General features: G+C 40.8%; 19 protein-coding genes. 14 read left to right on the plus strand and 5 right to left on the minus strand.

What is annotated here, in order from left to right:
• Window positions 1-26 precede the first annotated feature (26 nt).
• Window positions 27-2204 carry a malate synthase G gene (locus IQ294_RS09060; protein ID WP_203333710.1) on the plus strand — a complete coding sequence of 726 codons (2178 nt, stop codon included), beginning with the start codon at window positions 27-29 and terminating at the stop codon, window positions 2202-2204.
• Between the two features lie 46 nt (window positions 2205-2250).
• The gene (locus IQ294_RS09065) at window positions 2251-3036 is read left to right on the plus strand and encodes a fumarylacetoacetate hydrolase family protein (protein ID WP_203333711.1); all 786 of its coding nucleotides are present in this window, start codon (window positions 2251-2253) and stop codon (window positions 3034-3036) included.
• 643 nt (window positions 3037-3679) lie between these two features.
• Here IQ294_RS09065 and IQ294_RS09070 read toward each other — a convergent pair.
• Window positions 3680-4696, minus strand: a complete 1017-nt coding sequence (locus IQ294_RS09070) for a DNA/RNA non-specific endonuclease (protein WP_203333712.1) — start codon at window positions 4694-4696, stop codon at window positions 3680-3682.
• Between the two features lie 665 nt (window positions 4697-5361).
• Between IQ294_RS09070 and IQ294_RS09075 the strand changes: the two genes are divergently transcribed.
• The 5 genes from IQ294_RS09075 (at window position 5362) to IQ294_RS09095 (ending at window position 12661) form a co-directional block, all read left to right on the plus strand.
• Complete coding sequence (locus tag IQ294_RS09075) at window positions 5362-6960, plus strand: aminotransferase class V-fold PLP-dependent enzyme (protein WP_203333713.1); 1599 nt, start codon at window positions 5362-5364, stop codon at window positions 6958-6960.
• Between the two features lies 1 nt (window position 6961).
• Window positions 6962-8821, plus strand: a complete 1860-nt coding sequence (locus tag IQ294_RS09080) for an LTA synthase family protein (RefSeq protein ID WP_203333714.1) — start codon at window positions 6962-6964, stop codon at window positions 8819-8821.
• 243 nt (window positions 8822-9064) lie between these two features.
• A complete protein-coding gene (locus IQ294_RS09085) occupies window positions 9065-9313 on the plus strand; it encodes an NUMOD4 domain-containing protein (protein ID WP_203333715.1) in 249 nt (82 codons plus the stop codon).
• Between the two features lie 24 nt (window positions 9314-9337).
• A complete protein-coding gene (locus IQ294_RS09090) occupies window positions 9338-9745 on the plus strand; it encodes an NUDIX domain-containing protein (protein WP_203333716.1) in 408 nt (135 codons plus the stop codon).
• Window positions 9746-9766: 21 nt separating this feature from the next.
• Entirely contained in the window at window positions 9767-12661 is a 2895-nt protein-coding gene (locus IQ294_RS09095) for a DEAD/DEAH box helicase (protein ID WP_203333717.1), read from the plus strand.
• 494 nt (window positions 12662-13155) lie between these two features.
• Here the strand turns inward: IQ294_RS09095 and IQ294_RS09100 are convergent, their stop codons facing one another.
• Window positions 13156-14331, minus strand: a complete 1176-nt coding sequence (locus tag IQ294_RS09100) for a hypothetical protein (RefSeq protein WP_203333718.1) — start codon at window positions 14329-14331, stop codon at window positions 13156-13158.
• Window positions 14332-14821: 490 nt separating this feature from the next.
• On the opposite strand from IQ294_RS09100, the gene IQ294_RS09105 reads away from it, so the two are divergent.
• Window positions 14822-15697 carry a helix-turn-helix domain-containing protein gene (locus IQ294_RS09105; protein WP_255536227.1) on the plus strand — a complete coding sequence of 292 codons (876 nt, stop codon included), beginning with the start codon at window positions 14822-14824 and terminating at the stop codon, window positions 15695-15697.
• A 4-nt stretch (window positions 15698-15701) separates the two neighbouring features.
• Here the strand turns inward: IQ294_RS09105 and IQ294_RS09110 are convergent, their stop codons facing one another.
• The gene (locus IQ294_RS09110; RefSeq protein WP_203333720.1) at window positions 15702-15875 is read right to left on the minus strand and encodes a hypothetical protein; all 174 of its coding nucleotides are present in this window, start codon (window positions 15873-15875) and stop codon (window positions 15702-15704) included.
• A gap of 232 nt (window positions 15876-16107) precedes the next feature.
• On the opposite strand from IQ294_RS09110, the gene IQ294_RS09115 reads away from it, so the two are divergent.
• Both IQ294_RS09115 and IQ294_RS09120 read left to right on the plus strand, forming a co-directional pair.
• Window positions 16108-16368, plus strand: a complete 261-nt coding sequence (locus IQ294_RS09115; RefSeq protein WP_203333721.1) for a Y-family DNA polymerase — start codon at window positions 16108-16110, stop codon at window positions 16366-16368.
• 495 nt (window positions 16369-16863) lie between these two features.
• A complete protein-coding gene (locus IQ294_RS09120) occupies window positions 16864-17760 on the plus strand; it encodes a tyrosine-type recombinase/integrase (protein WP_203333722.1) in 897 nt (298 codons plus the stop codon).
• Window positions 17761-17997: 237 nt separating this feature from the next.
• Here IQ294_RS09120 and IQ294_RS09125 read toward each other — a convergent pair whose 3' ends face one another.
• On the minus strand, window positions 17998-18570 hold the full coding sequence (locus IQ294_RS09125; protein ID WP_203333723.1) for an MEDS domain-containing protein: 573 nt from the start codon (window positions 18568-18570) through the stop codon (window positions 17998-18000).
• Between the two features lie 374 nt (window positions 18571-18944).
• Here IQ294_RS09125 and IQ294_RS09130 point away from each other — a divergent pair, with 374 nt between their 5' ends.
• Window positions 18945-20495 carry a competence protein CoiA family protein gene (locus tag IQ294_RS09130; protein WP_203333724.1) on the plus strand — a complete coding sequence of 517 codons (1551 nt, stop codon included), beginning with the start codon at window positions 18945-18947 and terminating at the stop codon, window positions 20493-20495.
• 356 nt (window positions 20496-20851) lie between these two features.
• Here the strand turns inward: IQ294_RS09130 and IQ294_RS09135 are convergent, their stop codons facing one another.
• Entirely contained in the window at window positions 20852-21469 is a 618-nt protein-coding gene (locus IQ294_RS09135) for a recombinase family protein (RefSeq protein WP_203333725.1), read from the minus strand.
• A 280-nt stretch (window positions 21470-21749) separates the two neighbouring features.
• Between IQ294_RS09135 and IQ294_RS09140 the strand changes: the two genes are divergently transcribed.
• From IQ294_RS09140 to IQ294_RS09150, 3 genes are all read left to right on the plus strand, one after another.
• Entirely contained in the window at window positions 21750-22076 is a 327-nt protein-coding gene (locus tag IQ294_RS09140) for a nucleoside triphosphate pyrophosphohydrolase (RefSeq protein ID WP_203333726.1), read from the plus strand.
• Window positions 22069-24483, plus strand: coding sequence for a DEAD/DEAH box helicase family protein (locus IQ294_RS09145; protein ID WP_203333727.1), 2415 nt, complete (start codon window positions 22069-22071; stop codon window positions 24481-24483). Before IQ294_RS09140 ends, IQ294_RS09145 begins: the two co-directional genes overlap by 8 nt.
• Before the next feature lie 182 nt (window positions 24484-24665).
• Window positions 24666-26174 carry an excalibur calcium-binding domain-containing protein gene (locus IQ294_RS09150; protein ID WP_203333728.1) on the plus strand — a complete coding sequence of 503 codons (1509 nt, stop codon included), beginning with the start codon at window positions 24666-24668 and terminating at the stop codon, window positions 26172-26174.
• The last annotated feature ends 22 nt before the right edge of the window (window positions 26175-26196 follow it).

Consider the following 26196-nt stretch of genomic DNA (forward strand, 5'->3'; position numbering starts at 1 on the left):
TTGATATGAAGAGGAGGCAGATAAAGTTGGCTAGTTATACAAAAATAGGTGAGTTGCAAATTTCGGATATACTTTATGATTTTGTAAATAAGGAAGCCATTCCGGGAACGGGATTAAATCAAGAGAAGTTTTGGATTGATTTTGAAAAACTCGTAAAAGAATTTACCCGTGAAAATGAAAAACTTTTGGCGGTTCGAGAGTCGCTGCAACAAAGCATTAATAGCTGGCATCAAGAAAATAAAAATGCAGAATTGAAAGAGTATAAAACGTTTCTGGAAAAAATCGGTTATCTGGAAACTGAACCAACAGCCTTTGAAATAGCACCGAAAAGTGTGGACGAAGAAGTGGCTATTAAGTCAGGGCCACAATTGGTGGTCCCGGTTGATAATGCTCGTTTTGCTTTGAATGCAGCAAATGCTAGATGGGGCAGTCTTTACGATGCGCTATATGGAACAAACACAATTGCCGAAGAAGGGGAAACTCGCAGGACTAAGGGTTATAACTCATTCAGAGGAAACAAAGTGATAGAATATGGAAAAAGCTTTTTAAACCATTCGGCACCTTTAAAGCATTCTTCTCATGAAGAAGTAAGTAAATATAGTATTGAAAAGGGAAAGTTAAAAGTATTATTCAGTAACGGTGTGACGACCGGACTCCAGGAAGAAAATAAACTGGCCGGTTATACAGGGGAAGCTGCAAATCCAACAGCTATTTTGCTTCAAAATAATAATCTCTATTTTGAAATTCAGATTGATCACCAGCATCCGGTAGGGAAGACAGACAGGGCAGGAGTAAAGGACATTCTTATAGAGTCGGCATTGACCACAATTATGGACTGTGAGGATTCCGTCGCTGCAGTAGATGCTGAAGACAAGGTCGCAGTGTATCGTAATTGGCTTGGGTTAATGAAAGGAAATTTGGAAGCCTCCTTTACAAAAGACAATAAAACAGTGACGCGAAGATTAAACCCAGATCGCTTTTATCTTTCCCCGCAAGGAGAATCTTTTTCTTTGAAAGGCCGATCTCTAATGTTTGTGCGCAATGTGGGACACTTGATGAAGAGCGATACAGTATTGGATCAAGATGGCCAGGAAGTTCCAGAAGGTATACTTGATGCTGTTTTTACAAGTCTCGCGGCTATACATTCTTTATCCGATGAAAATGAATTCCAGAACTCTTCGCAAAAATCGGTTTACATTGTAAAACCGAAAATGCATGGACCAAAAGAAGTTGCCTTTTCCAATAAGCTTTTCGATAGAGTCGAAGATTTGCTAGGATTGGCACGGCATACTCTAAAAATAGGTGTAATGGACGAAGAACGCAGGACCTCTTTGAATTTAAGAGCATGTATTCTGGAAGTAAAAGATAGAGTAGTTTTTATTAATACAGGGTTCTTAGACAGAACGGGTGATGAAATCCATACATCAATGGAAGTTGGTCCGATGATTCGAAAAGGTGATATGAAAGCAGCTGAATGGCTGAAAGCTTATGAGAAATCAAATGTTTTAAACGGACTTGCCAGTGGCTTAAAAGGACGAGCTCAAATTGGAAAAGGGATGTGGGCCATGCCTGATTTAATGGCAGAGATGATGGAAGAAAAAATTGGCCATCTCCATGCAGGTGCCAATACGGCTTGGGTACCATCGCCTACGGCAGCGACTTTGCATGCACTGCACTATCATAAGGTGGATGTAGATAAAGTACAGAGAGAATTGTTGAATGAGAAGAATTTATTAAGAGATGAAATATTATCTATTCCTGTAGTGAACATTCCCGAATGGTCGCCAGAAGAAGTTCAGCAGGAGATTGAAAACAATGTCCAAGGAATCTTAGGCTATGTCGTTCGATGGATAGATCAGGGTATTGGTTGTTCCAAAGTACAGGATATTAACAACACAGGACTCATGGAAGATCGTGCAACTCTGCGAATATCAAGCCAGCATTTGGCCAACTGGCTGCATCATGGAATCTGTTCTGAAGAACAAGTATGGGAAGCATTAAAAAAGATGGCAAAAGTTGTGGACACCCAAAATGACGGAGATCCGGATTATCATGCAATTGGAGACGGCTATGATAGCTCTATAGCGTTTCAGACAGCTTGTGATTTAATATTTAAAGGGCAAGAACAACCGAGCGGATATACGGAACCGATTTTACATCGACGCCGAAAAGAAGCAAAATCCAAATTTGCTTTAAGTAACTGAAAATATATGAATTTATTTCAAAAAATTCCTTTGAGAGGTGCCGAAAATGAAGTTAGCCAGATTCAAAATTGATTCCGTAATTTATATGGGAATTATCAAAGATGAAACAATAGAAGAAATTGCTGGTGATATTTTTGGGGAATGGTCATATACCGGAAATGTTTTTTCAGTCGATGAAGTTACTTTCCAAGCGCCAATAGAGCCAAATCAAATCATTGGAATAGGTGCGAATTACGTTTCGAAATTGGAAGAGTTGCCAAAAGAACTGCCTGAAATTCCAGTCTTTTTCTTTAAACCGACTTCATCTGTAATCGGACCCGAAGAAGAAGTTATTATCCCGGCTGGTATAGAAGAGGTGAAATTCGAGTCTGAACTCGCTGTTGTGATTGGGAAAGAAGCAAAAAATATTTTAGAATCAGAAGTTAATGACTATATTTTTGGATACACTGTCGGAAATGATGTAACTGCTCCACAATTTTTCCATGAAAATGGGCATTGGATGGTCGGGAAATCGTTTGATACATTTACTCCGTTAGGACCTGTTATAGAAACGGAACTTGTAGCTTCACAAATCAGTGTCAGAGCTGTAGTGAACGGAATTGTAAAACAGAACAGTTCCACAGAGTTGATGATTGTTCCGATTCGAAAAATGATTTCCTATCTCTCGACCGTGATGACGCTTAAACCTGGAGATGTTATTTTGACAGGTAGTCCTGTAGGAGCTGAATTTGTGGGAGCAGGGGATAGTATTGAATGTGAGATAAAAGAAATCGGTGTTCTAAAAAATACTTTTACCAGAGTAAAGGAGAATTTTTTGGTTTCTAAGAAATAAAATTTAGCGATATAATAAGTAGAAATCTGATATTAGCAACCATTGAAAACAGAAGCAGTTGTGAAAGAAATTAGAGAACTATCTCATTGCATACAAAACAAACCCCAGTGTTTTTGTAAACACCGGGGTTTTCTTATTCTAAACGCGTAATGAAATAGCGCATAATATAAAGGCTTCAAGAAAAGAGCGGTTAAAACAAAGACAAACGCTTTCCCACCGACACCGATTGCTTCATCGTATTGTTTGCCTTTAATATCTACGCAGAAAATTAAGCCAGCAATTGCGGTAAAGAGCCCAACAATATTTCGCAAATAAATCTATTTGTCATTATTAAGTAGTATCATTACCATCTTCCTAATGTCTCGCTATTTTTCTACAAGAGACACGTCTCTGATTCATACAAGTTCTCAATCCGTTAACCTGCTTCATGACAATACGATGACTTAAAAAAAAGCGATAATCCTTCGAGGACTATCGCAACAGTTAGTGAAAAATATTAGTTTTTCAATCTAGGACATTTGCAGATGATACGACCATTAACTTAAGTTGTTCCTGTACAGCTACCCACTCGCAACCTGTCACAGATCGCCCAACAAGGAACCTGTCCTCTCACTCATTTATCTTACGTCAAAATTCCAGATGTTTATTCCCCAACCATCCCATCACCATCTCTGTCATCCATATACGGATACAGCCAGTGATCGCTGTGGATCGGCATGCTGAAACCTGCCGCTTTTGCTTCCTTGATCGTCACCTGTCCGTTGCCGTTCGTATCGACGCTGGAGACGTCACCGCCTGGAGCGGCTGGAGCCGGAGTGGAAGCAGGTGGTGCAGGTGTGCTGCTTGACGTGCCTGAATCCGGAGAGCTGCTGCCCGTCAAACCGAGGGATGCGTTGACTTCGTCCGGGTTCAGGTTATCGAATTTGTCAGTGACTTTATTGCCTCTTACGGTATACGTATACTGGTACCTCGATGGAACCTGCGTTTCTGTATCCGGATAAGTGATAATCGCTTCGAAATCATCCGCGCCGCCCGCGTCACGGATGACGTCTTCCATATACGCCTGGTCACCGTGGCGGTTCAGCGTGCTTTCCTGCGGCGTGATGTTGTAGGCGTTCGCCACTCCGCCGAGTGCATCGGCGATGATGTGGCCTTCGTCTAAGCGGTCACTTTCAACATCGGGGACTTTGGCTTCGTCCGGGTAATATCTGCCGTCCGATGTGACCGGTTCGCTGTCGTCGTCCTGCAGAATGATTTCCGCTGCGACGACGCGCACCAGCTGGCCGTGCTCATTCGTGAAGGCCCAGTATTCCCGGTCCCCGAATCCGATATCAACGACGACATTGGCTTCGCGGTGGCCGGACAAATCGCCGCCGTCCACTTCAATCAGGGTGTAACCTGAAAATAGCTCATCTTTTGCTTTGGCTGCAGCTTCCTCTTCAGCCGCTTGCGCCTGCGCCAGGCGTTCCTGTTCCGCTTTTTCTTCCGCTGCTTTTTGAGCTGCAGCTTCTTCTTCGGCTTCTTTTTCTGCTGATTCAGCTTTCGTTTCTTCCTGTACAGCGGTTTCCACATCTGTATCGGCTGCTTCTTCCACACTGGTGCAGCCGGCCATGAAGATGGCAGTCAAAAGCAGGATTAAATAAGTCAATTTCTTTTTCATTTCATTACTCCTCTATAAACATTGATGTTTTTCTTTCTATATAAGATGAACTTATACAGAATGCTGATTTCCATATCAAAATATAACATGGACTGAGAGAAAAATGTCATTTGACAGTAAAATTTCTTTGGGAATTTTTTACTCAAAATTCTTTGCTCTATCTTTTCAATATCCTTTGCCTGTCTAATGCGAATTCGATTATGGGAAAATGAACCAATTTTGAAACTTTTCATATTCCTGTGCGTTTATCTATAGTAGAGTTTAAGGAGGAACGGGTAAATATACTGCATTGATTCGAGCGAAAAAAATGACAGAATTAAGGCTTTAATCCTGTCTATTCTGTCTGAAATCACATACAGTAAGAGTAAACATACATAATAAGTTAACTAAAGAGCCTATCGTATCTGATATTCCGTAAAACAGTTTGCTTTCCGGCGAGAATGCGCTGTTTTGCTCCATATGTTTAGAAATTTATCTCAGCACCGGCGCGGCTCCGGACTGGACGGAGCAATAAGACGAGTGTTCTTCTCGGCTTATTGTGGGAGTCTTGTCCATAGCGCCGAAGCGGCATGTTTACAGGCTTCTTTAATTTGATTTATTTAAAGAGATACATAACCTTTATTTCTCTAAATCCACATCCATTTTGGCTGGGGGAGGGCATACAAATGGAACAGCGTAAGTTAACGTACAGGATTGCGTCGGAACCGGACGAAATGAACCAGATCCATCAATTGAATTACGAGACGTTTGTCGAAGAGATTCCGCAGCATCAGCAGAATCAGGACAGACGGCTGGTTGATAAGTTCGATCAGGAAAACATCTACATCATTGCCAAAGACGGGGAGGAAGTCGTCGGGATGATTGCGCTCCGCATCACCCGTCCATTTTCGCTTGACCAGAAACTGGATGATCTGGACCGGTATTTGCCGGAAGGAGCGAAGCCTTGCGAAGTGCGGCTATTATCGGTGAAGAAGAGTTACCGGCGGACGCTGGTATTTTACCAGCTCGTGAATGAACTGGTGAGCTATTGCCTGGCAGCGGATTTCGATCTGGCGCTGATTTCAGGGACGGACCGCCAGATCAAGCTGTATAAGCGGATCGGTTTCGAACCGTTCGGCGACATGGTCGGCACGGAAGGCGCGATGTTCCAGCCGATGTATCTGACGAAAGCGAAATTCGAAACGACGTCCATCGCATTCTCGAAAATGATGCAAAGGAAGAGCCCTGCGAAGCCGCTGAATTTTCTGCCGGGACCGGTGGCGATCCACAGGGAAGTTGAAGCGGCATTCGGACAGCCGGCGATTTCACACCGTTCAGAGGCGTTCATCGAAGAGATGAAGACTGTCCGGCACAAACTGTGCACGCTTGTGAACGCGGAGCATGCCGGGATTGCCGTCGGAACAGGCACGATGGCGAATGATCTGGTGGCTGCACAGATCAGGAAGCTGCCGGGAAAAGGGCTGATCCTCGCGAACGGCGAGTTCGGCTATCGCCTGATCGATCACGCAACGAGATTCGACCTGCCGTTCGAAACGCTGGCGAAATCGTGGAACGACCCCATTTCGATCCAGGAAGTCGAGCATCTGCTCAAACTGGACAGGGACATCACCTGGCTTTGGACCGTGCACTGCGAAACGTCGACAGGCGCCCTTTACGATCTGGACAGTCTTAAAGCGCTCACGAAGAGCCATGGAGTCAAGTTATGCGTGGATGCCTGCAGTTCTGTCGGCATCGTGCCGGTCGACCTGAAGGGGGTCCATCTGGCAAGCAACGTCAGCGGCAAAGGCTTAGGCGCTTATCCGGGACTTGCGGTCGTCTTCCACCAGGAGCCGGTTTGGCCGGACACTTCGATCCCGCGTTATCTGGATCTGGGGCAATACGCTGTGGCCGACAGTATTCCCTATACGCATTCGTCCAATCTGGTCGCTGCGCTTCACACGGCATTGAACCGGATCGATTTGGACACCAGGCAGCAGACCGGACATGCCGCGAGGGAGATGCTCGGCAATGCGGGATTCACTGTTCTCGGGGATAACAGCTATTCACCGGGCATCCTGACGATTCCGCTGCCGGCACTGATTTCCTCGGATGAAATCGGGACGCAGCTGAAGGAAGAAGGCATCATCGTCAGTTATGAAAGTGATTACCTGTTGGAGCGGAACTGGATCCAGTTCGCCTTGATGGGCGAGCTGACATTGGCGGATTTCGGAAACGCACTGGCCGTTCTCCGGAAAACGATACGCCGGAAAGCCGAGTTGGTTTGAGATGAAACGTTTAACAGAACACTTTAAAAATTCACCAGGCATTGGACTGACATTGCTGATTACGGGAATCCTGTGGCTCAAGACGGTCATCGTCTGTTTCGCCGGATTCAACCTCAACATCCAGTCCTTCTTTGACGTTGTGCTAATCCTGACCGGTTCGATCGGATCACTGATACTCGTGATGGGTTTGAGCTTTTATTTCGGTGAAAGAGTGAACCCTTACGTATTGTTCGGGTTGTTCGTGGCGGGCACAGGCGTCCTTTACGGCGACCTGCTGTATTACCGTTTCTACAACGACTTCGTCTCAGCGCCCGTCCTGTTCCAATTCGCCAATGTCGGCGGCCTGAGCGCCAGCACCGTCGAATTGATGAGCCTGTGGGATATCCTGCTGTTCATCGATTTGTTCGTCGTCGGCTGGCTGCTGTTCAAGACGAAAACCGACTTCAAGGTCTCGAAAGAAATAAAGAAAAAATATATCGCAAGCGGCGCGGCACTTGTCGTGCTGGCCGTTAGTCTGGGACTGGTCCAATCCGTTCACTTGTTTTCCGATTCCTATGACCGGGAACAAGTGGTGAAATCGCTCGGTCCGTTGAATTATCATGTGTATGACATTGCGTTAGGGTTGGGTGCCCCGCTGCAGCGTCTGATGATGACGGAGGCGGAAGCGGTTGAATCCATCGAATACCTGCAGCAGCAGGATCCCGGCCGCACGGAGCTGTTCGGCATTGCGGAAGGCAAAAACATTGTGCTGATCAGTCTCGAATCCACACAGGATTTCGTCATCAACAAAAAAGTGAACGGCGAGGAAGTGACGCCGTTCCTGAATGAGCTGATCCAGGACAGCTTTTATTTCAATCAAATCTATGACCAGACAGCACAGGGCAAAACGTCCGATGCGGAATTCATGATGGACACGAGCCTCTATCCGCTGCCGAGCGGTTCTGTATTTGTGAGGCGGCCGGACAATACGTTCCACAGCCTTCCGCAGATATTAAAGGAAGAAAATGATTATTACGCGGCCACTTTCCACGGCAACGTCGATACGTTCTGGAACCGTGATGTCATGTACGAAACACTCGGATACGACCGTTATTTCTCGAAAGAGGATTACAAGGTAACCGAAAACAACTCGGTCAACTACGGCTTGAAGGACATTCCGTTCTTTAAACAGTCCGCGGCGTTCATGAAAAACCTGCCGGAGCCGTATTATGCGAAATTCCTGACCTTGACGAATCATTTCCCGTTCCTGCTGGAAGAGGAAGATGTGTTCATTGACGAGGCGCAGACGCAGGAAGACGTGGTCAATCGCTATGTCACCACCGTGCGCTACCTGGACGAATCGCTCGAAAGATTCTTCGGCACCTTGAAAGAAGAAGGCATGTACGAAGACACGATCTTCATCCTGGCCGGTGACCATTACGGCATTTCCGAAAAATACGAAGAAGGCCTGAATGAGCTGTTGGGCAAAGAAGCGACGCCGGCGAGCGGGATGAAGCACAAACAAGTGCCGCTGATCATCCACATCCCGGGCCAGGAAGGCGAGATCATCCCAACCCCGGGCGGCGCGATCGACATCCGCCCGACGCTGCTGCATCTGCTCGGCATCAAGATCGAAACCCGCTATTCGTTCGGCCATAACCTGTTCACCCGGGACAGCGACCACCCCGTCATTTTCCGGGACGGCAGCTTTGTCTCACAGGATTACATCTACAAGGATAATGTCTGTTACAGCAAGGAAAGCGGGGAAGCGCTGGACGTTCAGTACTGTGAGCCTTACCTGGAAACGGTGAGGGAAGAGCTGAAGCTGTCGGATAAGATTATCTTTGGGGATTTGTTGAGGTATGTGGTGGGGGAAGAGTGAAATGAGAGGACTGCCAGTTAATTTTAACTGGCAGTTTTTTTGTTGAGGGGGTTATATGGAATGGAATTCAATGCGAAATTAAAGACAAATTCTAGGTTATAATAAGAAATTGTTTGGGAATATTTAGATTCGTTAATTAATTTGGGACTGTAGCAGTTATAATAGAAGGTAATATTGTTTGAACTATTTACTAACCCATTTGAAACCTCATTTACAATACACTTTATGCTAAGGAGTAGAGCGATGAAGGGAGAGCGAAGAGCAATAAGAAATTATGAAAAGTTCTATGATATAACTTCTTCTGGGAGAATATACTCTTACGCCAGAAAAAGATATTTAACAAGAAAAAATGATGAATATGGATTTCATATAGTGAAACTTAGTAAGGAAGGGGTTTCTTCTAACTTTAACGTATACCAACTTTGGAGAAGTACTTTTTCAGAATTAAGCGATGAAGAATTCAAAGGCGCGCGGAAAGTGAAATATAAGTAATTTTTGAAGAGGAGAGTATGGACGGTGAAGAAAAACATCCACGTAGTCGGAGCAGTCATCACAAATAATGGGAAAATCCTTTGCGCACAGCGAGGTCACGAGAAATCATTACCTGGCCTTTGGGAATTTCCGGGCGGCAAGATCGAACAAGGTGAATCGCCACAAGCGGCGTTGCAGCGTGAAATTCAAGAAGAAATGCATTGTGAGATAGAAATAGGTGAGCAAGTCGAGCACACGGTTTATGAATATGATTTTGGCATTGTGCACCTTACCACGTTTTACTGCCGCTTAGTCCAAGGGACGCCGATATTAACGGAACATGTCGCAATCCAGTGGTTAGAGCCAGCGGAGTTGGAGCAACTCCAATGGGCTCCAGCAGATATACCAGCAATTGAAAAGTTAGCGCAGAATCTAGAGCAGCTACCTTATTAGAAGATGATGGGCGGGAGAACCATGAATTTTTTGCAGAACTTAGAGGATTCCCTATATAAAGGTTTTATTGATCACAACAAATCCAGCAGCGAGCGCTACAAGCCGACGCTTTTGATCAATAATGCCAAGACGAATGAGCATGTGTTGAATTCGCTTGTAGAAGAACTCGACCACTGCGAGTCATTTATCTTTTCGGTGGCATTTATCACGGAAAGTGGTTTGGCTACGCTCAAATCGCATTTTCTGGATTTGCATCAGAAAGGCATTAAAGGGCGGATTCTGACTTCGACTTTTTTGAATTTCAATCAACCCAAAGTTTTTAAAGAACTATTGAAGTTAACGAATGTGGAAGTGCGTTTGTCGGGAATGAAAGGCTTCCATTCAAAAGGCTATATCTTTTCGCATAAGACGCATCAAACATTGATCGTCGGGAGTTCAAATTTGACGGCCCAAGCATTAAAAGTGAATTACGAATGGAACGTGAAGCTCAGTTCGCATGAAAATGGTGATTTAGTTCATCATTTCAAGGATCAATTCGAAGAAGTATGGGCGGAATCCGAAGCGTTAACTCCTGGGTGGATTGAAGAATATGAAAAGACATATGTGCCAACGGATTTTAGAAGAGAAGCAAGTAAAGTAGCAGAACTTCCAGAAGCGTATCAAAAGAATCCGATTCAAGAAGCGCTCGAAGTGAAACCCAATAAAATGCAGCAAGTAGCGTTGCGAGAAATTCAAGCAGTGCGCGAAGCGGGACATGATAAAGGCTTAGTTGTCTCAGCAACAGGAACAGGTAAAACTTATTTGTCAGCATTTGATGTGAGAACCGTTGCGCCAAAACGCATGTTATTTATCGTACATAGAGAACAAATTTTGCAAAAAGCCAAATCGGATTTCATGCGGATCTTAGGCGGTATGGAAAAAGATTTTGGTATTCTTTCCGGTTCGAGTCGACAAACAGATGCCCGCTACTTGTTTGCGACCATTCAAACCATTTCAAAACACTCAACGCTGCAGCAACTAGATCCGGAAGCTTTCGATTATATTTTAATCGATGAAGTGCATAAAGCTGGAGCGAAATCCTACTTAAAAGTAATTGAACATTTCAAGCCGAAATTTTTAATGGGCATGACGGCGACACCAGAACGAACGGACGATTTCAATATTTACGAGCTGTTTGATTATAATATCGCGTATGAAATCCGTCTGCAGGAAGCAATGGAAGAAGACATGCTGTGTCCGTTCCATTATTACGGCGTGACGGATGTGGAATACGAAGAAGGCATGATCGACGAAGCGACGGCTTTTGCGAAACTAGTAACGAACGAACGCGTCGATCATATTCTCGATAAAATTTTGTATTATGGTTATTCTGGCGAAAAAGTTCGCGGGCTGATGTTTTGCAGCCGGAAAGAGGAAGCCCTACAGCTTTCGATGGAGTTCAATAAAAGAGGGTTGCGCACAACAGCGTTAACGGGCGATCATTCACAAGAAGAGCGGCTGCGCCAAGTGGAACTACTCGAGAGTGAGCAGCTCGATTATATTTTAACAGTCGATATATTCAATGAAGGAATTGATATTCCGAGCGTTAACCAAGTAGTCATGCTACGCCAGACGCAATCGAGCATTATCTTCATACAGCAACTCGGCCGAGGTTTGCGCAAGCATAATTCGAAAGAATTTGTAACAATCATCGACTTTATTGGGAACTACAAGAACAATTACCTCATTCCTGTAGCATTGTCCGGTGACCGCTCGCAGAACAAAGATAATATCCGCCGTCATATGAAAGATACAAGCTATATTAAAGGGATTTCAACGGTGAACTTTGAAATGATTGCGAAAAACCGCGTCTTCAGCGCGATCAAACGCAGCAATTTAACGGATATGAAATTATTGCGAGATGCTTATATCGAACTGAAAAATCGAATTGGCCATGTTCCGCAATTGCAGGATTTTATTCATCACAACTCGATTGATCCATTAGTGATTGTGCAGAAATACCCTAATTACTATCGTTTCTTATTAAAGCTAAAAGAAATAGACCTAATGCTCTCAGCTTACGAGGAACAAGTGATTACGATGCTGTCATTGGAAATCCTAAACGGCAAGAGGAAGCACGAAATTTTATTGCTCGATTTATTGATGAAGCAGCCTGTTGTTTCTCTAGAAGAATATAAAGAATGCTTAAAAGAGAATGATTGTTATATAGACAATGAAACCATTGCATCTGTGAAACGGATTTTGGATTTAAGTTTCTATAATATTGGTTCACAGAAGAAATATGGAGAAAAACCTTTAGTCGTAACAGACGGAGAAACTAATTTCAGATTCCATGAGCAACTGAAAAATCGCTTGGAGTCGAATCTTGTTTTCACAGGAATGGTTTTGGATCTTATTGCGAGTTCTTTCGAATTAAATAAGCAATATACATGCGAAGAACCGATGACATTGTATAAGAAATACACGCGAAAAGACGCTTGTCGCTTATTAAATTGGCATAACGATGAAAGCTCTACCATGTACGGCTATAAAACGAAACACGGCTCATGTCCGATCTTCGTCACTTACCACAAAAACGACGAAGTCGAATCGAGCGTCGCCTATAACGAAGAATTTATCAATCAGGAAATTTTCAAATGGTCGACTCGCAGCAACCGCACGCTGCAGTCGCCGGAAGTCCAAACGATTATTAATGCCGAGAAAAATAATATCGATCTGCATCTCTTTATCAAGAAGGATAACGATGAAGGTGGAGACTTTTATTATCTGGGGAAAGCGGTGCCGGATCAAAATGCAATTGAGCAATCAACCATGCAAGATAAGAATGACAAGACGATTCCAGTCGTGCATATGAATTTGATGCTGGAGAATAGTGTGGAGAGTAAGTTGTTTTATTATATTGGGAGTGAGGAGTAAAGTGGATTCTGTTTTTACTCCTTTACTTGTATAGATAATATAAATTGACCCAGCAATTAGTTTGCTGGGTTTTGTATATAAAGCTTACTAAAAATAAGAACTTATTATAATTCAAAATAAAGTATATCTTCTTTAAAAAATATTTTATATTAAACATAGATTATGATAATAGAGGATTGTCTGTACTAAGAGTATAATCTTTTGAATTAAACTAAAAAAAACGACTTTTATTAAATGTTTATTATTAAGGTTTAGTTCTTTTTAAATTTTAAGACTCTTTTTCTGATTAGAAATGGAACACGCAAGCAATGAAATTTAAAAAGATGACGCCGGCACAATACCGGTGTCATCTTATCGCAACTTAGCTGGAGGGTACTTTTATTTAATTATCCAATAAATTGGATTCAGTTCACTAATCTTAGTATGTTTTTATTTCTTATTTCCAAAACATTCCTTATGTCTCTAGGAAATTATTAAATGAATACTCAAAGCCATTAATAACCCCAAACTAAAACTCTACTAACCCCGCTCCAATTTGTATAATACATTAAGTTTCGAGCATTTTGATTATATTGAGCTCCTACTCTGCTCATATCCAGACGTGAAGCGGTTGCGTAATATGAAGAAGTAAATCCGAGAAAAACACTGAAAGCACTAGCTGAGTTAAGAACGATGGATACCCAACCTGCTGGACCCACTCCAAAACCGGCCACTAAAACTCCTAGGCCCATTAAAGCGCTAACCCAACCAGCAACTTCTGGGAAAGCATTATATCTCATTTTCTGTTCTACGTAATATTTCCAGTTGGTTGTTGCGTTTTTGAACTTAGCAAGTGTTCCGGCATTTTTTGTATTTCCAAGCGTTGTACCGGTAGTTTTGACATACTTACGAGGAGTAGCACTTAAAGCTTGCGCCGTGAACTTCCCTGTTGTTGTATCGTGATTGTAATAGGTATCAAAAGCGCCGTTTCTCTCGACATAAAGGGCTGAGTACGTTGGTTCTTCAAGTTTTAAAGTGGATTCATAATCTTTAACATCCGGGCGTAATCCTTGAGCTTCAGCGGAATCGGAATCAGTTGTTGAAGCAGTTCCAGCTTCATATTGTTCCGCTACATACTCTTTGATTGTTACTATATCTTCAAATGTTAGTCCTTTAATTTTTTCTTCTTTTTCTTTAAAGCCCTTTTCTTGCGACTTTGCTGACAGTCCAGACTTAATTTTTTCTATTTTATCAGTTGTCAGGGCTTCTTCTTTGAACTTTTCATCTGCAGGAGTGTTAAAAACTTGTTTACTTAAAATTTGAGGAGTTTTATATTCTTTTTCTTTTTGTTTGTAGGTGGCTTCGCCTGTTTTATAGTTATTGGAAAACTTTTCGACTAATACTACTGATTTCAGGAAGTTTCCTTCAAGGTCGTAAAAATCTTGAATGGAAGTAATTTCCGACTCTACTTTATTCGGTTTTTCGATAATGGTCGTGATGGCTTGAACCTTTTTTGTACCTGTATTTTCATAAATATAGTCATCGTTCAAATCATCTGCTAATGTTTCAATTTCATAGGATTCAACAGTTGTATGCTCTTTTTCTAAGTTTTCCTTGTTTGCGAATGCCATATTAGGGGCTACTAAAGTAAAGATCAATAAGATGGACAATATAGAAGATATAATCTTCATTTAATCACTTCCTTGAATTTTTTTAAAAAAACCTTTCTTCAACTAAAAATTAATTAGATTTTTCAGAAAAAGCTTTCTAAATACTTAAAATTACATTAAAGTAAAATTAAATCAATTTAGGAGGATTATTATGAAAAACTCTTATCTCAGAGCGTACTGGTTCTTATCAAACGCATTCATTTATTGCATATCTATCGCTCTTGCGATAGGCCTCTACATTTTGCCTTCTAATATAGATAGACCGACTTTCTCCATTATTATAGTGTCTATCTTTTTAACTTTTTTAGTTGCTGTATATCAAACTTTTAAGATCATAGAATGGCTGAGAGAAGGGAAATTATAAACCACGTTAGTGCAGAATAATAAAATGTTTCTTTTACTTCACCCTTTTCAATAAACGGTAACGTTAGATGAAGAGGGTTTAGTCATGTCTATTCGTGTGAATCGATTAGTTATATTTTTTTAATTTTACTAAAGGAAGGTGCTAAAAATGCTTGATAAAAAAAGGCTAGGTACTGAGTTAAAGAGACGTCGAAAAATGAAGAAATTGACACAGAATCAGTTGGCTGCGGGAATTTGCAATCAGTCAGAAATAAGTAGAATTGAAGCGGGAGATTTTTTTCCAAGTATAGATGTGTTATATGCACTGGCTAACAAGCTAAAACTACCAATCACTTTCTTTTTTGAAGTTTTGGCCCACGAAGAAGTGGAAGAGAAAAATGAAATTCAAGAAAGAGTGACAACATTATCAAGGAATAAAGACTATCAAATGCTTTACGATTATATTGAATGGCTTGTTAAGAATGGCCGGGCTTCACATCCTGAAATTGAAAAATATCTCTTATGGCAAAAATTCGTAGCTGGTTATTGCCTAAATAAGATTAGTACCGATTATTGTTTAACTGAATTGTTTCTCTTGTTAAGAAAAGACATTGTAGGTATGGATATACTATTAAACCACCAAATAAAAAATTCAATCGCTAATATCTTGGCTGAAAATCGCCGGTATAATGAAAGTATGATTATTTATGAAGAGATTTTAATTGATGATATCAGCACTAAAGATTCAGAAATGCTAAAAATTAAAATTCTATTCAACTACGGAAAACTACTTTACATTAAACGGGATGTATTGCTTGCCCTCAAACAAGCTGATGCAGGAATCGATTTATCCATTAAGCTACGAGATATATCGATGCTGGGCCAACTATATTATTTAAAGGCTTCACTCATGGAAGAATTAACTTATTCGTTTGAAGAAATCGCACCAATTTTCAAAAAATCTCAATTTGTTTTTGAAATGCTCAACCTTACGCTGTATAAGCAGATTTTAGAAGAAGAAAAATCAGTTTATCTAGCAGTATAAAATTTTAAAACTCAAAAGGCAATTTAATGTCAGAAGGGTTATCATATGCTAAATAAGTAGTCGATGAACCGTTCTCTGCTCCTGCTGTTCCAGATCCGTTTCCAGCCGCCTCCATTGAAATAGAAAAAAGTAGAGAAAAGGTAAAAACCGTTAATATTTTTCCAACTGTACTCTTCATTTGTTGTCCTCCTTTCTTTTGTATAATTTAAATCTAACAGAATAATCTTGTTCAAAATATGTAATTATACATAATTTATACCTAAATAAAGGTATTTATTTGTTATCAAAACATGTTTTGGATAAATCGAAAATTCTTTCGCTTTTCAACCTGATATTTTGTAACTACTAATTATTGGAGGTAATTGATGGTATATTATAAGAACGAACGTTCTTTTGGGAGGCGGATTTAAATGAAGATCACAAAATTGCCCAAACAAATAATCGCTTGTATTGATATGAGTAGGTTTAATGCAAGCTGCGCAGCAGCAGTTGATGCCGACCAAAATGCGATGAAAGAAGTTATTTGCGTTGTCGGGAATTTAGAGAGAAGGGGAAGTGTCGTTTTAGCAGCATCTCCCCGGATGAAGAAAGATTTCGGAGTTAGGACTGGAGCTCGCCTTTTTGAAATTCCTAACCATCCGAATATTCATTTAACCGAGCCGAAACAATGAAGTTTTTCGTAAAAATTTCGATGGAGATACCTGGTTATTTGAAGAAAACGTTAGAAAAGATGATATATTGGTCTACAGAATAGATGGAAGCTTTTAAGCTACATCATAATGATTAATTTTTTCAGTTAACGAGTGCTTAAATGCAACAACCAGATATTTTAGGGTTGTATGAGGTTGATTTACAACTTCTGTTTAAATCCTTATTCTCTATTTAAAAGGCACACTACCATTAAGCACTGTCATTAATTTAAAATTAATATGTAGTACTCAAGAGATTTGTATAAATTAATATAATAACAGTACTAGTTTAAGCTTTTTTAATGTTTAATTTTTAAGTTATACTAACTCTCAAAAACGATGGTTTATAAGAGGCAGAGAAGAAGATTTCAATTTTCTTCTCTGCCTCTTTTGTGTTGCCTCATAACTCTTTTCAAATTCAAACTATCATAAATGTTGTCTCACAATAATTTTGAAAAGAAATGAGGAGGATGAAGAATGTCGGATTTTGAATTAGTAGTTCACCAAGATGCCCTAGAGACCCAGAAACGTTACCACAACAGAAGAATTCATCTTGAACAAAAGATGGAGAAGATTCCAAGCCAGTATGAAGGGGGTATCCGTAGGTACAAGGAATATTGCTGCAGCACGAATCAAATGGTTGGAACTGAGGCTATGCTTGATTATTTATATATCTCTTTGACCGATTACAAGATTAAAAAAACGACGTGGGAACGACGGTTGGCAGCTATTAAAAAGTACTTAAATGTCATTTATAGAATAGAATTCAAAGGAGAGGTTAGAGTTGCATATGAGCTTTCAGCGATGAGGAAAATGTATCTTGAAGATCAATACGCGCACTTGATTCAGGTTCGAGGAAAGTCAGCCATTGATAAAAAAGAATTGATGAGTATTCTTAATAATCTTCCGGTAAGAGCAAAGGCGATTTGTTTAGTTAATCTAGTAACAGCCAACAGACCCAATGAAATGGTCCGTTTAAAAATACGGGATTTTGATCTGAAAAACAAGTCAGTCTATGTTTATTTGAAGAAGCAAAAAAGATGGCATACGAAACGGCTCACGCAAGACGTCATCAATGCAATCGATCTTTATATATGCAAATACGGCCTTAAATCTGAAGATTACTTCGTAGGGAGAGTCTATAAAAATGGACGCTATGAAAGTACTGCTATTACTGAAATAGGTTATTGCAAAGCTCTGCAGCGATGGACAGGGCTTACCGGATACAATTTTAGAAAAAGCCAAGTGGTGTTCATGCATGCAGCAGGCGCAGATTTACCGACTATAGCGCAACAAACAGGTCATAAATCGCTTGAAACATTAGTTCAACATTATCTCACAGTATCTGAAACAACCATAGACAAGTATTTGTAGAAGCAGAATCGCCATGAAGTAAAGAAATTCAAAATCGGAAGGGCAGCAGGGGTTTTTCACCAATCCTTTCCGATTTTATAACCAAGGTTTCCACTCATTTATATAACTACCGGTAGTTATACATCTGCCTTTAAGAAATGTTCTGCACTACTGTTGAGCTTTATTTTGTGTGTGCCGCAACTGAAAAATGAGCCACTAGAGCGATTAAAAAAGGATTAGGAAATTCCTTAATCCTTGTCATTTTGCTATATTGGCTGGCTGGTATTGATCGGAAACAACGAAATTGTCTTCCAGCAGCACATAAGGATGCGTTTCCATCAACATTGTTTTAAGATGATCTGGCATCTGCTTTCGTTCATAGGCACAGATCAATGGGAAAAATAATTGGTTCACAGCATCGTCCACTATTTTTTCGAAGTCTTCTATGAGGTGCAGCGGCTCTGTCATACTGGCCCATTCCACATGAGCCCATGACCGAAAAGGCTGTTCGCTTTCCAAGTAAGGTTGCACCATTTTAGTAAAGTACTCATGGATTGCAGGCGGATGATAGCTTCCGCTTGACCAATAGAAATGAAAGCTGTTGACAAAGTGAACAAACTCCATTTCTTGTGTTGAAAGCCTTGCATGTAGTTCTTGCTGGATTATCGGAACAAGACGGTCATTTTCGACGACAAGGATATGGTCGCCAACTGAAATACCATCTTCTATAAAATCTACTATCTGTTTGATGTAGTTTTCCATACCGCTGTACGCGTATAGCACATGCGTATTTCTTTGGTCTTCAAAAAGCTGGTTCATTTTACTTTTCATGTGATTCCCTTCTTTCTAAAAATGTTTTATAAAAAGTACTTTCGACAATTCAAGAAACGTAAGGTTAGATTAAAAACAGCTTTTCTTCCATTTAAAGTATAACACTGTCTCGCTTTTGATTTTAGTCTAACGATTGGACGCGATCAGTCAGTCTCCAACGCACTGATACGACCAAGCAAAGAGCATGGTAAACGTGGACGAATATAAAAGGAAGGAATCAAGCTGATTTTCGAAAAGACAACACACCTAGCAATTATTCTGTGTTTCAATTCGGAACTTGAAATTATGTAGTCGAAATTTTTTGGTAATTTAAGGTACACTAAATATGGAGCAACTAAGAATTTACTGAAAGAAAAAGTAGAGAAGGAGAAAAGATGAATTTTGCTATAAACAAAGGGGATAATACAGAGGAATTTATTGATTCATTAAAAGAGCTTTATACCATCGATCAATTAAAGCAACTCGCAAAAAAGAACTTATATATTTGTCCATACTGCCAAGTATCTCTGCGAGTCAGGTCAGGGGATGACAGGGGAACCTATTTTGCTCATCCTTCAAACTTGGCTTGCTTAGAATCTAAGCAAGTTGAACGTGCGTATCACCAGTATAAAAAACAAATTCAACGAGAATCTTTTCGGCATCCGGTACTGGTCAGTATGATAAAGGATGAATTAGACACAGCAGCAGCAGCCGGAAGAGATTTAGTTGAGATTAATGAAGGTTATCGTGTACCACGATTTAAGAAACACTTTCCGGATTTATATGTCCAAATAGGCAGCAAAGAATGGGCGATTACGGTATTAACAGATATGACAGAACATGAAAGCTTGGAATATAGTCGGAACTTCAGAGCACGGCATCAATACTTCAAGGAAAATGGCTTAATACCACTTTGGTTGATTGATAAAGCGAACTTTGCAGCTGAAACGGTGAAGAGCAGTATTCTGATGTGGGAAATTGAATGGTTGAGTTCACATATCAGCAAAGAGGATCATGCCTGGAAGAATGAGATTGCTACCTATACTGACAGAGAAGAGCTGTTTGATGTAATGGGTTATACTACTTCAGCCCTGAGTTCAAAACGGAAAATAGACATGAAAAGCATTTACTACATTTCTCAGATCGAAGATAAAAACTATATTCGTGTCTTTCGCTTTATTGATGACGCAAAAGATGAAATCTATAGAGGCTTTCTGATTGGCGAAACCTCAAGAGTTCCATTTAGCCAAGCACTTCATATCGAGAACGAGGCATTCATGCTAAGGGATCCGGAACAAGAGCTTTCTTTCCGGAAGACGTTCAAAGAGAGCGTCTTGGAAGCTGTGGAGAGAAAAAGGGAAAGGGAGAAATGGATTCTTGAAGAGCAAGCGCAACAAAAGGAACTTCTTCAAAGAATTAGAGAAGATGAGAAACAAGCTGCAGTCACCCCAGTAGTGGTAGAGAAGGTAGAAGAACTGCAAGAACCTATTCCGCAGATCCAGTCATCTGTATCCTTATCTCAAGCAACTTCAGTATCCACTGCCATGAGTCCACAGGAAAAAGAATTGGATGCTCGTTTTCGCCAATATTTTTATGAACTGAATAGAGGAAAAGTCCAAAACTTAGCCTCACATGTTCCTGAAAAGAAATATAAAGAGTTTCTGGAAAGAATGACAACAACACGAATAGAGGGCGCTAGTTATATCTTGTCCTCAAATCATGTTTGGAGACCGATTATTCTAAAATGGCTAGAAGAGAATTATTATTTAGAAAACTGGACGGTTTCTGTGCAATTACTAAGAGACGTTTTAAAAAATGCGAATGTTGAATTTACCGAAAACCGTGAAGAGATTTTAAAAGTACCCATTAAAGATTTTCTTATGGTCTACCAAAAATCATTGAAAAAGGATTTGAAGGTGAAAAGTAGCTTCATTATAAAAAGTTGAAAAAGTGAAGTGTACAGAATGAAGGGAGATTAAAAGTTGAAATGTTCTAAATGTGAGAAGGAAAATAATAGCTACATGAAAAAATGTAAGTACTGTGGAAATCGATTTGTTCCATTAGTTCAATCTGATAATGTACTTGGACGTTGTGAATGTGGCTGCCCAGTGCCATTAACCAACGGAAAAGGATATTGTGTCAATTGTAAAGAGGAAGTATACAGTTTCGAATTAGATTCTTATTAAATAACGAATCCTTTGGTTAAAATGATGGTATTTAGCCCTTGAAATTGTATGCACAAAAAAATAGAACTAGAGATGATTTTCCTCAATCTCTCCAGTTCTATTTTGAGTTTCTTCTATTATAATATGTTAGCCGTCTCTTCTTCGAGTGCTTTTACCAATTTATAAAAAGTGGTCTTCTTGACTCCGGCTTCTTGCATGGCTTCTACTGCTGTAAGTTCTCTAGCTTTCCATTTTCTATAAACCTCTTTAAATTCATCTGAAACAAGAACAGGCGTCCTGCCGAACTGAATGCCATTTTGTAGAGCCAAGTCGATTCCTTCGCGCTGCCGTTTCCGGATGCGCTCTCTTTCCTCTTCCGCCATCCACGAAAGAATCTGCAAAACCAAATCTGCAATGAATGTCCCCATACTGTCTTTGTATTGGGTCGTATCCAATAACGGCATATCTAGCACCACAATATCAGCTTCGATATTTTTCGTGAGGTCATTCCATTCCAGGAGGATCTCTTCTTTGTTCCGGCCAAACCGGTCCAAAGAGTGGATGTACAAAATGTCTCCTTTTCGAATCATCCGTTTTAGTAATTGATAGTCCGTTCGTTCAAAGTTTTTGCCACTTTGTTTGTCCAAATAAATGTCTCGTTCTTTGATGCCGATTTTTCTCATGGCTTCTAACTGACGACCTTCATTTTGGTCTTTGCTGCTGACACGTATGTAGCCAAATTTGCGATGTTTCATAATTCACCTCGGTAAACGATTCTTTTCTCTCATTATACCTGAAAAGCGTTCGTAAAAGTGTATGCAAATCGGCGAACGTTCGTAAAGTCATTTGATACGTTTACGAACGCTTTTTTTGGCCATTTTCAGCCCTTTTCAAAGCGTTCGTAAAAGTGTACATTAATGGAAAGTGAATTCTTGAATAATTTAACATTTTGAAAAGTGAGAAAGAGTTATAATGAATAGTATGAAAGTATAGATTGGATTTATCAAAATAATGCTTGAAGAAAGGAATCATAAAATGTCAATCTACAACAAACTCGTCCGAGACAATATCCCTCAAGTAATTGAAAAAACAAATAAACAATTCTCAACTCGAATTTTAACGAAAGAAGATTACTTGATCGAACTAAAAAAGAAATTGAATGAAGAACTCAAAGAGTACCAAGAAGCAGAAACCAACGAAGAAGCAGTAGAAGAACTGGCTGACATTCTTGAACTGATCCATGCCGCTGCGACAATCCATGGGGCAACACTTGAACAGCTGGAAGAAGTACGGCGGGCAAAAGCTGAAAAACGCGGCGGTTTTGAGAAAAGAATTTTCCTGATCGAGGTTGAAGATGACTAAGCTGGAATTGGTTACTTCTGAGCTTGTCGGACATTTGGAGAAACTTTCAAAAGAAGCAAAGGAGATCCATTGGATTACGGCTTTTGCCATGAAATCAGGAATCAGGTTAATTCTTCCGTTTCTTCAGGAAGCCGCTGCGCGGAAAGTGCCGATTAAATTGTTGATTGGAGATTATTTATTTGTTACTCAACCTGGCGCATTGGAAATGCTATTAGAGCAATTGCCAGAAGCTGAAGTGCGGCTTTGGAAAAGCGGCGGAGTTTCATTTCATCCGAAATCGTATTTGTTCCGCGGCATCGAAAATTCTCACTTGATCGTCGGATCTTCAAATCTATCCGCTTCAGCGCTGACGCGCGGAGTAGAATGGAACCTGATCGCGCCGACTTCAGTGGACAATGAAGTTTTCGAAGAAGCAGTGGAGCAGTTCCATTACTATTTTTATGGTGAACAGACAATTCCGCTGAATCGAGAAACGCTTGAAGAATATACAGACTTACATAGAAAAGCAAACCTTCAAAGACCAATCAGCCCGGTATGGTCCGAAGCAGAGGAAGTGGAAATGACAGTTGGTCCGGCGCAACCACAGGAGATAGAAGATCCGCCAGCGGCTTACACAACTGAAATTTCTCCAAGACCCGCTCAGCAGGAAGCGCTTGAAGCGCTGGAAAATGCAATGGCCGAAGACTATAGCCGGGCGATGGTCGTTTTGGCGACAGGACTCGGCAAAACATATCTCGCCGCTTTCTTCGCCGAGAAGTTTAAGAGGGTATTATTTGTGGCGCACCGGGAAGAAATCCTGTTCCAGGCGAAGCAGTCGTTTCAGCATGTTCATCCGAACAGAACAAGTGCTTTTTACAATGCCTCTGAAAAAAAGACAGATGCAGATTTTATTTTTGCTTCTATTTATACATTAGGAAGTCAGTACCATCTGGACCGATTTAAACCGGATACATTCGATTTGATTGTGGTGGATGAATTTCATCATGCGGCAGCACCGACTTATGAACGGCTGCTGGATCATTTCGATCCGAAGTTTCTGCTGGGGATAACCGCAACGCCAGACCGGATGGACAATAAAGATGTCTATGCGTTATGCGATGGCAATGTGGCGATTTCGATTCACTTCCTCGATGCCATCGAGCGGAATTGGCTTTCGCCGTTCCAGTATTATGGTGTCTATGATGACACTGATTATTCGGCTATCCGCTGGTTAGGTACGAGATATGACGAGGAAGAACTGATGCAGGCTCAGCTCCAGGAAGATTTCGCCGGAAAGATTTTAACGGCCTGGAAAGAGCATAAGCAAACGAGGACGATTGTTTTTTGTTCATCTGTCAGACAAGCGGTCTATATGAGTGAGTTTTACAGAAAAAACGGAGTTCGGGCGATAGCGCTGCACGGTGGTTCTCCGCCGGATCAGCGGAAAGCTGCCAGAGCGAAACTGAATTCTGGCGAGTTGGAAGTTATTTTTACTGTCGATTTATTCAATGAAGGCGTTGACATTCCTAAAGTCGATACGCTGCTGTTTATTCGGCCAACGGAGTCGCTGACGGTTTATACGCAGCAAATCGGACGAGGACTCCGAATCGCCGATGGCAAGTCACATTGTGTCGTCATCGATTTCATCGGAAATTACCGAAATGCCGATCTGAAACTTTCGGTATTCGATAAAACCAGGAAAGCTGGTGCGAGTAATCCAATAGAACCACTTGTTCCAGTAGCATGCGAATTCAATTTGGATATTCAGGTAATCGACCTGTTGAAAGAGCTGAACAAAAAGCGGGCACCGCGAAAAGAAATGGTCGTTATGGCTTATAGAGAACTGAAGCGGGAATTTGGCAGAAGGCCGACTTATTTGGAATTCCATTTGCATGCGAATACCGATTCTAAAATTGTAAAGCAGGAATTCAAGAGCTGGTTCGGTCTGCTCGCCTATGCGGGTGAATTGGATGAAGTGGAGCAGGAAGTCTGGCTGAAGCATAAAGACTGGTTGATGGAAGTGGAAAGAACGGGAATGACGAAGAGTTATAAGATGGTAGTTCTTAGTTATATGCTGTCAAAAGGTGCTGATCGTTGGCTGGAACCGATTACGCCGCAGGAAGCTGCTCCGTTTTTCCATCAATACCTGACGGAGAAAGATTACCGTTTAAATACGGATTTTAGTGATGAACAAGGCAAGAGACTGCGGGAGTACAATGAGAAGGCAATTGCTGATTTGATTGCGCGGATGCCGATGACGAAGTGGAGCGGGAGTGCGAAGGATGGATTAGTTAGTTTTGATGGAGAAGTTTTTCAAATCAATCTGCCTTTGACCTCTTTAGAAAATGAAATTGTTTATGAATGGACTAGAGATATATCCCGTTATCGTCTACATGCCTATTTTGAAAGAAAAGGGCATCTTCAATAAAAATAAAACGTATCCTTTAAATTAGACTTGCTGTTTTGAAGTCTAATTTAAAGGTTTTTTATTTAATAAAAATGTTAATTTCATGTGAAATAATAATTTGATAATAAAGTTAAAAAACTGTTCCCTATTGGAAAATGTAAGGTTATAATACTCTAGGATTAGAAATATTTAGGGGGAAAGAGATGGAAAAGTATATTGGGAAAAGACCAACTTCAGATCAGAAAATGTTGGCTTCCATGAACAAAAAGTTATTAAACCAGGCTCAGGGAATCATTCTGCCTTCAGAGGAGAAAATATTAAAAGTCATTAAAGCTGAACTGGACAAGAAAAAAGCAGGAGAGAGCACCGGGCTTTTATTACTTACTTCAAATTCATTGATTTTTGTGTCTGCAGGAAAAAATCTTACAAAAGATTATTCTTTAATTTTTAAGATAGAAATAAAAGAAGTTAAAGAAATTAAAGAAGTAAATAAAGTAAAAGAAGAGAAAGTGGTTGCAGACAAGCAGCAGCTGGTAGTGAGGTTCAGCCAGGGCGGAATGGCAGCTTTTGATATCAGCAAAAATGAAGATGCGCAGGAGCTCATAGAAGTTCTTGAGATAAAATCGGCTGATCCTGCTCAGGAAGTATTGACTACGGTGACACATGATTTCGATTATTTTTTGCATGCTGATAAACTGATGGATTTAAAGAATAAAAACATAAAAATCACTCACTTCCTTAATAAACGGGATGATTTAGGATTCAGTAAAAATGGCCAGCGGCTTTTAAAGGAACGTCATAAAGGTGCAGGCTTAATCATTGAGGGGTACTTCAAGGAAAAGAAGAAAACCAACGATTTTATCGTAGTGGATAAGAATGTTTTTGTTTACGAATACAGTGACAGTGAGAGAAAAGTAAAGCTGCTTCATCAATGGCCGATCGCTTTTTTCGCGAATTCAATCATAGATCATTTCGCTATTAAGACAGAGGTCAGCACTGAAGAAGGAAAACTTGTCTTACAGGGATCAGGTAAAGCCTTCGAAGAGTTTCTTTCCAAAGAAAAAGTTACGTATACGAAGAAAGAACGGAAGTTATATCAGAAGACAATAGGTTTCCGGAGCAATAAATTATGGAAAAAGGTAGCTGCTTCTTTGATTTATCTTTCAGTTTTCTTCCTGATTATTATGTTTTCATTTGGCGACACAACTTCTGATTCAGAAAGTATTGAAGCAGCTGACGAAGCTTCGGCGATTTCAACAAATGAAAGCCAGGAAGAAGCAGCAGGGGCTGAAGAACAACAGGAGCAAGAAGAAGCAGCGCGTCTGGCTGAAGAAAAGGAAAAAGAGGAAGAGGCTGTGCGTTTAGCTGAAGAGCAAAAGAAACAGGAAGAAGCAGAAGCGGCGCGTATAGCCGAGGAACAAAAGAAACAGGAAGAGGCAGCGCGTATAGCTGAGGAACAAAGACAGCAAGAAGAGGTAGCACGCGCAGCCGAAGAACAAAGACAGCAGGAAGAAGCAGCGCGTGTAGCCGAAGAACAAAGACAGCAGCAAGAAGCGGCTGCAGCGGCAGCTGTTGAAGCTCAAGCTTCGAATGTCTATTATAAAAATTGTGATGCTGTTCGCGCGGCCGGCGCAGCTCCTATTCGAGTCGGTGAACCTGGATATTCCAAGAAACTGGATCGGGATGGGGACGGAATTGGCTGCGAAGTTTAATTTAAAAAAAATGAGCGAGTTA

The sequence above is a fragment of the Planococcus beigongshangi genome, assembly GCF_016820495.1.
GTDB lineage: Bacteria > Bacillota > Bacilli > Bacillales_A > Planococcaceae > Planococcus > Planococcus beigongshangi.

What these genes read in the sequence shown, in the direction of transcription:
- IQ294_RS09065 (WP_203333711.1), top strand. Translation starts at nt 2,251, where the DNA reads ATGAAGTTAGCCAGATTCAAAATTGATTCCGTAATTTATATGGGAATT.
- IQ294_RS09070 (WP_203333712.1), bottom strand. Translation starts at nt 4,696, where the DNA reads ATGAAAAAGAAATTGACTTATTTAATCCTGCTTTTGACTGCCATCTTC.
- IQ294_RS09075 (WP_203333713.1), top strand. Translation starts at nt 5,362, where the DNA reads ATGGAACAGCGTAAGTTAACGTACAGGATTGCGTCGGAACCGGACGAA.
- IQ294_RS09080 (WP_203333714.1), top strand. Translation starts at nt 6,962, where the DNA reads ATGAAACGTTTAACAGAACACTTTAAAAATTCACCAGGCATTGGACTG.
- IQ294_RS09085 (WP_203333715.1), top strand. Translation starts at nt 9,065, where the DNA reads ATGAAGGGAGAGCGAAGAGCAATAAGAAATTATGAAAAGTTCTATGAT.
- IQ294_RS09095 (WP_203333717.1), top strand. Translation starts at nt 9,767, where the DNA reads ATGAATTTTTTGCAGAACTTAGAGGATTCCCTATATAAAGGTTTTATT.
- IQ294_RS09100 (WP_203333718.1), bottom strand. Translation starts at nt 14,331, where the DNA reads ATGAAGATTATATCTTCTATATTGTCCATCTTATTGATCTTTACTTTA.
- IQ294_RS09105 (WP_255536227.1), top strand. Translation starts at nt 14,822, where the DNA reads ATGCTTGATAAAAAAAGGCTAGGTACTGAGTTAAAGAGACGTCGAAAA.
- IQ294_RS09110 (WP_203333720.1), bottom strand. Translation starts at nt 15,875, where the DNA reads ATGAAGAGTACAGTTGGAAAAATATTAACGGTTTTTACCTTTTCTCTA.
- IQ294_RS09115 (WP_203333721.1), top strand. Translation starts at nt 16,108, where the DNA reads ATGAAGATCACAAAATTGCCCAAACAAATAATCGCTTGTATTGATATG.
- IQ294_RS09120 (WP_203333722.1), top strand. Translation starts at nt 16,864, where the DNA reads ATGTCGGATTTTGAATTAGTAGTTCACCAAGATGCCCTAGAGACCCAG.
- IQ294_RS09125 (WP_203333723.1), bottom strand. Translation starts at nt 18,570, where the DNA reads ATGAAAAGTAAAATGAACCAGCTTTTTGAAGACCAAAGAAATACGCAT.
- IQ294_RS09130 (WP_203333724.1), top strand. Translation starts at nt 18,945, where the DNA reads ATGAATTTTGCTATAAACAAAGGGGATAATACAGAGGAATTTATTGAT.
- IQ294_RS09135 (WP_203333725.1), bottom strand. Translation starts at nt 21,469, where the DNA reads ATGAAACATCGCAAATTTGGCTACATACGTGTCAGCAGCAAAGACCAA.
- IQ294_RS09140 (WP_203333726.1), top strand. Translation starts at nt 21,750, where the DNA reads ATGTCAATCTACAACAAACTCGTCCGAGACAATATCCCTCAAGTAATT.
- IQ294_RS09145 (WP_203333727.1), top strand. Translation starts at nt 22,069, where the DNA reads ATGACTAAGCTGGAATTGGTTACTTCTGAGCTTGTCGGACATTTGGAG.
- IQ294_RS09150 (WP_203333728.1), top strand. Translation starts at nt 24,666, where the DNA reads ATGGAAAAGTATATTGGGAAAAGACCAACTTCAGATCAGAAAATGTTG.